Here is a 9,386-nt window from a genome sequence, read left to right as displayed (position 1 = left end):
TCTCTTATGAGTTGAAATCTTGTGTCTTTTTCTTTTTTTACCGCAAGGCATAACTTTAAATTTTTTTGTTAAACAATTTTATTACAATTCATTCAAGTAACTCTCAACAGCTGCTAACAGCTGCTCATCATTACTTTTATTCTTAATTTCAGTAAATAACTTTTTAGCTTTTGCTTTCTGTCCGTTGTTCATCAAACTCAAAGCTAAATAAAATTCCGCCTGAACGTTATCAGGATGGTTTCTTAAAAGCTTTTCAAATCTCTCTATTGCTTTGCTATATTGGCCAGATTGTATTGAAAGTATACCTAAATTAAACAAAGCTTCTTCATTATTTGGATCTTCCTCCACCACTTCCAAAAGCATTGAAATCCCTTTCATTGGGTTTTCAGAAGAAACATAAGTCATGGCTAATTTTATTTTAGCACTCTTATTAGCTGGATTCTTATCCAATACTTTCTGTAAGTATTCTCTGGTTTTTACTGCTAATCTTTTTGCTTTCTCTACGTCAGCTGCAAAACTGAAGGCTTCATAATAGGCGTTTCCTATTAATTCATTGTCTTCCTGAGATAATTCAACATATTTAGCCGCACTATCCAACCTATTTAGGTCTCGGAATACATCGGCTAAAGAATCCGCAAATATAATACTATTTTCTTGACTTTCAGCTAACGAATAATTGTTTCTTAGCCTTTCAATATCTTTTTTTACCTCTTCAGGTATGTTACCTGAGTGAGATTCTGTCATCAAACTGTTAGATGAAGTTGAAGAATTGTCTTTTGAAGTTGTAGTATGTTCTACGGAATCAGTCTCTTTTTCAATGCTTTCATTTTCATTATCAACCACGACCTTAGACAGACTGAAAAATACAGCTACTAAAACAATGGCAATAACGAGTAATATGATTCGAGACTTAAGCATGTCTAAATTTAAACTTCTTCAGTAATTTTATTAGAGCTTTTGATTTTTTCTACAAAAACTTTTGAAGGTTTAAAACTAGGCACATAATGTTCATCAATTACAATAGCCGTATTCTTGGAAATGTTTCGAGCAATTTTCTTTGCTCTTTTCTTATTCACAAAACTTCCAAAGCCTCTGACATAAATGTTTTCACCATCTGCCATTGAATCCTTCACAACAGAGAAAAATGCTTCTACTGTAGCGGTTACATCTGCCTTATCGATACCTGTTTTTTCAGAAATTTCTGATATAACGTCTGCTTTAGTCACGCTTCTTTTTGTTTTAAATTATTAAAAAATTTTTCCCTTTCATTTTAGGTCTGCAAAGGTAACCTTACATTTTTGAATTTAAAAGTAAAATCTTTTAAAGATATGTAAGCTCCACATCGCTAATTTATATTTAACTTTTTAATTTTCAACATTTTACGCAAAAAACTAATTAATAATTTCATCTTTATATTCTTTACATATTTAATTTAAGATTAAGCATATTTGCATTTCTATGACTCAAAGCTTTTCAAACCTTCTTATCAACTGGTATAATCATAACCAAAGAGACTTGCCATGGAGAAACACTTCTGACCCTTATAAAATATGGCTTTCTGAAATTATTTTACAACAAACCAGAGTGAATCAAGGATTACCTTATTATAATAAATTTATAAATCAGTATCCTTCAGTGGATGATTTAGCAAAAGCTCCAGAAGATGAAGTGATGAGATTATGGCAGGGCTTAGGTTATTATTCTCGAGCCAGGAATCTACACGAATGTGCAAAATCAATAGTGGAATACTATAATGGTGAATTTCCAAATACTTATAATGAATTATTAAAATTAAAAGGCATAGGGAAATATACTGCTGCCGCAATAGCTTCTTTTGCTTTTGGACAAGTAGTGCCTGTGGTAGATGGCAATGTTTTTAGAGTACTTGCTAGATATTTCGACATCTCAGATGATATTGCACAACCTAAAACATTCACCAAATTCTTTAATGTTGCAAGCGAACTAATCCCTCAAGATCAATCAGATTCTTTCAATCAAGCTATTATGGAATTGGGCGCTACAATTTGCACTCCAAAAAAACCTGATTGTGAGAATTGTCCAGTAGCGCAGGATTGTATAGCTAGAATTCAACATAAGCAATTAGAATTGCCAGTCAAAAAGAAAAAAATTAAAATTAAACATAGATATCTGTATTATTTAATTTGGCAAAATAGCGGAAAGATGGCTATGAAAAAAAGAGGTGCAAATGATATCTGGCAAGGCTTATTTGATTTTGATTTGATAGAAACCAACACTTCTTTATCAACAGAAGAGGTTTTTGAAAAAGTAAATAAAAAATACAATAATGCTGAAGTAGTTGAAATATCTGAGCCTATTAAGCACATACTATCACATCAGCGATTGGAAGCCGTATTTGTAGAATTAAAACTTACCAATAAAAATATTTTAAATGATCAGAGTTTAAAATACTACACAAAACAGGAAGTTGAAGAACTGCCAAAACCCAGATTGATTGAGAATTATTTGACAAGCAAAGATTTTTAGGTAAATTTATATCTGAAGTTTTAACTGTTGGAAAAATTTTCCTTAAAAAAGCAGTTTGCTTCAACTATTAACTGTAATTTTGAACTAATTTTTAACTAAAACTTTTAACTTATGTCAGGAGTAAACAAAGCAATACTTGTAGGAAGACTGGGTAAAGACCCAGATGTTCGACATTTAGAAAGCGGAGCAGCCGTTGCTAATTTCCCAATAGCAACCTCCGAAACTTACAAAGACAAAAACGGAAATAAGGTAGAGCAAACTGAATGGCACAATATTGTGCTTTGGAGAGGTTTGGCTGAAATAGCTGAAAAATACCTTCAGAAAGGTAAAATGGTTTACATTGAGGGAAAACTCCGTACCAGATCCTGGGAAAAAGATGGGGTTACTCGCTATACAACCGAAGTAGTTGGAGATCAGATGACGATGTTAGATTCAAAAGGAAGTGATAATCAATCTTCTGGTGGGTCTAATGAATATCAATCAAACAATCAAGCGGCTGAGGCACCAAGCCAAACACCAGATACAAACAGCGAAATGGACGATTTACCATTTTAAATAAACAAATATAAAAATTGGAAGACCCTTCCCCTAGTATATTTTTATTAGCAAGTATAGCCGAAAATGGCAATCATTGGTTTTACATCATCAATACTGTATTGATGATGTTTTTACTAATGATGTCCGCACTTGTTTCAGGCTCCGAAGTAGCATTCTTTTCTTTATCTCACGAAGATTTGGCTAAATGTAAAACAAGCAGTCAGCCAAAGGAACAAACTATTTTAGAGCTATTAAAAAACCCAAAACGCTTATTAGCAACTATTCTGATCCTTAATAATTTTATTAATGTAGGGATAGTTACACTTTCCACCTACGTTACCTGGGAAATTGTAGGCACCAAAGAAACTGAAGGCTTAATGGTGGTTACTTTAACTGCTATAATTACATTTCTAATCGTTTTTTATGGAGAGATTGTACCCAAAGTTTATGCTAATCAAAATAATTTAAGTTTTGCTTCGAGAATGGCACTACCGCTAAATTTTTCGGCAAAAATTGTTAGCCCCTTATCAATTTCATTGATGAGCCTGAGTAACATTATTGAAAAAAGAGTTGAGCAAAAAGGCTTTAGCGTTTCAATAGATGAATTACATCATGCACTGGAAATTACTGCAGACAAAGATACAACCGAAGAAGAAAAAGGTATTTTAAAAGGGATAGTAAATTTTGGTACGCTTTCGGTTCGCCAGGTAATGAAATCTCGATTGGATATAACGGCTTTTGACATTGATGATGATTACCATATGTTAATGGATCAAATCAATAAAAACGGTTTTAGTAGAATACCCGTTTACAGGGATACGATTGATAAAATTGAGGGAATTCTGTATGTAAAGGATTTATTACCTTATATAGAGAAAGAAGATAATTTTGAATGGCAAACACTTTTAAGACCTGGTTTTTTTGTTCCGGAATCCAAGAAAGTAGATAGTCTCTTAAAAGATTTCCAAGAAAGAAGAGTACACATGGCTATAGTAGTTGATGAATATGGTGGCACTTCCGGACTTATCACCTTAGAAGATGTGATTGAAGAAATCGTTGGGGAAATTAATGATGAATTTGATGAGGACATAGATGTTGCTTACAACAAATTAGATGAATACACCTATATTTTTGAAGGCAGAACCTCACTCAATGATTTCTGTAAAATCATCAATGAAGAAACTAGCACTTTTGATGAGGTGAAAGGTGAAAGTGAGTCTTTAGGAGGATTAATTTTAGAAATCAATAGCAAACTACCCCGTACTGGAGAGAAAATAAAGTTCAAAAACTTCACTTTTACGGTAGTTGCTGTGGATCAAAAAAGAATTAAAAGAGTAAGGGTATTTACTAAAAATTAGTCTTGAGCCCTGCTTCAAGAATTAATTAGACTATCATACCATGCTTGTATTCGTAATTAGCACCTTTGTCGCAGTATTTGTATCCTTTTTATGCTCTATGGCTGAAGCTGTTCTGCTCAGTGTCGACAAAGTAAAAATTGAGACTGATAAAGAGAAAGGGCTGACTTATGCGAAGATCATGCATAAGCTCAAATCAAATATTGACAGACCCATTTCCGCTATCCTTATATTAAACACAATAGCCCACACTGGTGGCGCTACTATCGCAGGCAGTGCATTCGATGCAATTTACGGGGAAGAGTATATATGGATATTTTCAGTCATTTTTACGATCGTTATCCTTTTTGGTACTGAAATCATTCCCAAAGTAATAGGCGTAAATAAATCAAACCTGATTTCCAGAAAGATGGCAAGGCCTCTTCAGTTGATTATTAAAATTCTCCACCCTCTTATCATAGTGACACAAGCATTCACCAACTTTTTAGTGGGTAAAAGAAAAAAGAGCAATCCCTATAGCTTAGATGATATTCGAACAATTGCCAAAATGGCTAAAATGGAAAAGATAATTGATACCGATCAAGAAAACATCATTATCAACACTTCTACTCTAAAGAAACGCTTTGTAAAAGAAATCATGCTGCCCGTTAAAAAAATAATCTATTTTAAAGAGAACATCAGCTTCGACAAATATTTCAATTTAGCTAGCAAACATAAACATACTCGCTACCCCATTAGCAAAACTGATTCAATTGAAGATGTTTATGGTTATATAAATTTCAAGGAAATAGCGCTTAACGAAAAAGAAGACTCAGAAAATAGATTAACTGAATTTATTAGGCCCATTATTTTTATAGATGAAAACACTCCTATCATTAATTTACTTAAAAGAATGAATGAAAATAGATTTCACATCTCTATGGTGAAATCCAATGATGATAAAATTATTGGGATGATAACCTTAGAAAATTTAGTAGAAACGGTAGTGGGAGATATAGAAGATGAGTTTGATTAATAATGATTTAAATTACACTAAGTAAACCATCACAAATATCCTGCTATTTTAGCAATGTCTCATTTGTGACAATCTATCATAAATATATTCCCGTACTTTAATGAAATTTATTTTGAGTAAATATGAATGATACTTATTTAGAAACCACAAAGGATGTTTATAGAAAAGCAGCCGAAACTCCAGATGTTGGACTTTGCTGCACTACTACTCCAATTTGGCAATTGCCGGCATTAGATATCCCCAAAAGAATGCAAGAGATGAATTACGGCTGCGGAAGTACAGTTCATCCTCGTGACTTGGTTAACAATCCCAAAATATTATATGTTGGGGTGGGCGGAGGAATGGAACTCCTTCAATTCTCTTACTTTAGCAGACAAAAATCAGGCGTTATTGGCGTGGATGTAGTAGAAGAAATGCTGACAGCAAGCAGAGACAATTTTTCAGAAGCCGAAAAATTAAATGATTGGTTCGACTCTTCTTTTGTTGATTTAAGAAATGGTGATGCTTTAAATCTGCCTGTTGAAGATAATTCAATAGACGTGGCAGCTCAAAATTGTTTATTTAATATTTTTAAAGAAAGCGATATTAAAAAAGCGATGGATGAAATGTACCGTGTACTTAAACCTCATGGTCGTTTGGTAATGTCTGACCCTGTTTGCAATCAAACAATGCCTGAAAATTTAAAAGAAGATGAAAGATTAAGAGCTCTCTGCTTAAGTGGCTCATTACCATTAACTGATTACATTAAAAAAATTACTAATGCAGGATTTGGAACCGTTGAAATCAGAGCCAAACGACCTTATAGAGTCTTAAGTCCTAATCATTATGCTACTCAGGAAAATATTTTTATAGAAAGCGTAGAGGTTTGTGCCATTAAAGACCCAATGCCAGAAGATGGTCCTTGTGTATTTACTGGCAAAACTGCTATTTATATTGGGACTGAAGAATATTTTGATGATAAGAAAGGGCATGTGTTGATGCAAAATCAGCCATTGTCTATTTGCGATAAAACTGCCAATACACTGAAGTCACTTGATAGGGAAGATATCTATATTTCCCCATCCACCTATTTTTATGATGGCGGTGGTTGCTGCTAACAATAAAAATATTGAATGATTGGTGTAGAAATTTGAAGAGAGCTATACAAGGTAATATTGAAAATGATTAAAGGGCAACATTTCTGTTGCCCTTCTTATTTTACAATGCTTTTAAAACATTCTTTAGCATTTCATTTACTTCTTCCGCATGTTGAACTAACTCATCATTATCCACAACTGACATAGCAGCTGCAGGATCTATAGCAGTAACTTCCACATCTCCATTTTCCATTTCCCTTACAGTCACATTGCATGGTAGCAAAGTACTGATATGTGGTTCAATTGAAACTACTTTATCAGCATAAGTTGGATTACAAGCTCCTAAAATCACATGCGGTAAATAGTCTTTATCCAATTTCTTCTTCATAGTAGCTTTAAAGTCTATTTCAGTCAAAACGCCAAAACCCTCTTCTTTGAGCGCTGCTTCCACTTCACTTCTTACTGCACTAAAGTCTTTTCCTTTTAATATTTTTGAATGATAATAATTCATATTTATATCTTTTTATTTCTTATATGTACGATGCGAATTTTATTATGATTGGCTTAAACCTAATAAATAATGAAATAAAAGGATGTTTGTGATAATTGTTACACAGATATGCTTCCAGCAACTAAGTCATAATGATATTAGTAAGGTTAAGGCCCATGCGAGTTTAAAATCTATTTATATTTGTGCCTAAACATTTTCCAACTTAATCGTTTGTTGTAAGTATGGATTTTAAAATCATAAGTGAATATCAACCTACCGGAGACCAACCAAAAGCCATTAAAGAACTTCAAAAAGGAGTTGAAGATGGAGAACAAGATCAGGTGCTTTTGGGCGTAACTGGTTCTGGAAAAACATTTACCATTGCCAACTTAGTGGAACGCGTTCAAAAACCTACCCTAGTTTTAAGTCATAACAAAACCCTAGCCGCGCAACTTTATGGCGAATTCAAGCAGTTTTTTCCAGAAAATGCGGTAGAATATTTTATTTCCTATTATGACTATTATCAGCCAGAAGCATTTATCCCTTCCAGCAATGTTTATATAGAAAAAGACCTTTCCATTAATGAAGAAATTGAAAAATTAAGATTAAGCGCTACTTCAGCACTACTATCAGGAAGAAGAGATGTGATTGTAGTGGCATCCGTATCATGTATTTACGGTATAGGAAATCCAGAAGAATTTGGTAAAAACATTATTCGCTTGCAACAAGGTGATAAAGTTCCCCGCAATCAATTGTTGTTTGCTTTTGTGGATATACTCTATAACAGAACCACAGCTGAATTCAAAAGAGGAACATTTAGAGTAAAAGGCGATACGGTAGATATCTTTGTTGCTTATGCGGATTTCGCTTATAGAATTATGTTCTGGGGAGATGAAATAGAATCCATCCAACGAATTGACCCTGAAACTGGGAAGAAAATTTCCGATGAAAAAATAATAAGTATTTTCCCTGCCAACCTATTTGTAACTGGAAAGGATGTTCTGCACCAAGCCATCAAAGAAATCCAAGATGATATGGTGGAGCAAGTGAAATTCTTTGAAAGGGATGGTAGATTTTTGGAAGCCAAACGTCTTCAGGAAAGAACTGAATTTGATATTGAAATGATGCGTGAATTGGGCTATTGCTCAGGAGTGGAAAACTACTCTCGTTACTTTGATAGAAGGACGCCTGGTACACGCCCCTTCTGCCTTTTGGATTATTTTCCAGATGATTTTTTGATGGTAATTGATGAGAGTCATGTTACAGTTCCGCAAGTTAGGGCAATGTATGGTGGTGATAGAGCCCGAAAAATAAACTTAGTGGATTATGGCTACAGATTACCTTCGGCTATGGACAACAGGCCATTGAAATTTGATGAATTTGAAAATTTAATAGGCCAAACAATCTTCGTGAGTGCTACTCCTGCTGAATATGAATTACGAAAAACAGAAGGGGCTGTAGTAGAACAAGTAATTAGACCAACCGGCTTGCTAGATCCTGAAATTGATGTCCGCCCAAGTGGAAATCAAATTGATGATTTATTAGAAGAGATAGATGAGAGAGTAAAATTAAATGAGCGCGTCTTGTGTACTACATTAACCAAAAGGATGGCAGAAGAGCTCAATAAATTTTTAGGAAGAGCAGGTATAAAGTCTCGTTATATTCACTCTGAAGTAGACACTCTAGACAGAGTAGAAATTTTAAGGGATTTAAGGCTAGGTGAATTTGATGTATTGGTAGGTGTAAATTTACTTAGAGAAGGCTTAGATTTACCAGAAGTTTCTTTGGTAGCAATTCTAGATGCAGATAAAGAAGGATTTTTAAGGAATCAGCGTTCTTTAGTTCAAACAATTGGTCGTGCGGCTAGAAATGAAAAAGGTAAAGTCATCATGTATGCTGATAAAATGACTGCTTCGATGGAACAAGCTATTGACGAAACCAATAGAAGAAGAGCAATTCAAAAAGCATATAATGAAGAACATGGTATTACGCCTAAAACTGTATTCAAATCCAGAGAAAGCATATTAGGCCAAACAGTTGCAGTTGACTCTAAAAAGACTTCTCAGCAAAAATATTATGCTGGCTTAGAAGGAACTTCTGTTGCTGCAGATCCAGTAGTTCAATATATGGATAAACCAGCTTTGGATAAAATGATTACAGCCACTAAAAAGAAAATGGAGAAGGCGGCAAAAGACCTCGATTTTATGGAGGCCGCAAGATTAAGAGATGAATGGCAAGAACTTCAAAAATTACGAGATAAAAAATAAGTCTAAGACTGACTTATTATTCGAGTCCAAACAGAGCAATAATTTAGATCTCAGCCAAACAAAAAGGTTTTGATGCATATTTAAACAGATGAAAATAACTTTACGGTAACACTAAAATACTATATTTGCAAAAATTCAAAA

The 9,386-nt window shown here is 33.9% G+C and carries 9 protein-coding genes; 6 read left to right on the top strand and 3 right to left on the bottom strand.

Going from position 1 to position 9,386, the window contains the following annotated elements:
• Positions 1-81 precede the first annotated feature (81 nt).
• Positions 82-918 (bottom strand): tetratricopeptide repeat protein, encoded by an 837-nt coding sequence (locus Q0L29_RS13980; protein WP_296622633.1) that lies wholly within the window; start codon positions 916-918, stop codon positions 82-84.
• Positions 919-926: 8 nt separating this feature from the next.
• A complete protein-coding gene (locus Q0L29_RS13975) occupies positions 927-1,226 on the bottom strand; it encodes an HU family DNA-binding protein (RefSeq protein WP_013454713.1) in 300 nt (99 codons plus the stop codon).
• A gap of 232 nt (positions 1,227-1,458) precedes the next feature.
• Between Q0L29_RS13975 and mutY the strand changes: the two genes are divergently transcribed.
• From mutY to arsM, 5 genes are all read left to right on the top strand, one after another.
• Positions 1,459-2,505: an A/G-specific adenine glycosylase gene (gene mutY, locus Q0L29_RS13970; protein ID WP_296622631.1), complete on the top strand. Its 1,047-nt coding sequence runs from the start codon at positions 1,459-1,461 to the stop codon at positions 2,503-2,505.
• Positions 2,506-2,616: 111 nt separating this feature from the next.
• On the top strand, positions 2,617-3,060 hold the full coding sequence (locus tag Q0L29_RS13965; RefSeq protein ID WP_296622629.1) for a single-stranded DNA-binding protein: 444 nt from the start codon (positions 2,617-2,619) through the stop codon (positions 3,058-3,060).
• Positions 3,061-3,077: 17 nt separating this feature from the next.
• A complete protein-coding gene (gene gldE / locus Q0L29_RS13960; RefSeq protein ID WP_296622628.1) occupies positions 3,078-4,400 on the top strand; it encodes a gliding motility-associated protein GldE in 1,323 nt (440 codons plus the stop codon).
• Between the two features lie 40 nt (positions 4,401-4,440).
• Entirely contained in the window at positions 4,441-5,412 is a 972-nt protein-coding gene (locus Q0L29_RS13955; protein WP_296622626.1) for a CNNM domain-containing protein, read from the top strand.
• 122 nt (positions 5,413-5,534) lie between these two features.
• A complete protein-coding gene (gene arsM, locus Q0L29_RS13950; RefSeq protein WP_296622624.1) occupies positions 5,535-6,509 on the top strand; it encodes an arsenosugar biosynthesis arsenite methyltransferase ArsM in 975 nt (324 codons plus the stop codon).
• Between the two features lie 100 nt (positions 6,510-6,609).
• Here arsM and Q0L29_RS13945 read toward each other — a convergent pair whose 3' ends face one another.
• Positions 6,610-6,999: a DUF302 domain-containing protein gene (locus Q0L29_RS13945; protein WP_296622622.1), complete on the bottom strand. Its 390-nt coding sequence runs from the start codon at positions 6,997-6,999 to the stop codon at positions 6,610-6,612.
• A 221-nt stretch (positions 7,000-7,220) separates the two neighbouring features.
• On the opposite strand from Q0L29_RS13945, the gene uvrB reads away from it, so the two are divergent.
• Entirely contained in the window at positions 7,221-9,245 is a 2,025-nt protein-coding gene (uvrB, locus tag Q0L29_RS13940; RefSeq protein ID WP_296622621.1) for an excinuclease ABC subunit UvrB, read from the top strand.
• Positions 9,246-9,386: the final 141 nt, after the last annotated feature.

This window comes from Marivirga sp. (assembly GCF_024636815.1).
Lineage (GTDB): Bacteria > Bacteroidota > Bacteroidia > Cytophagales > Cyclobacteriaceae > Marivirga.
Note: the sequence above shows the minus strand (reverse complement) of the source record. Positions and strands in the feature narration are given on the sequence as shown.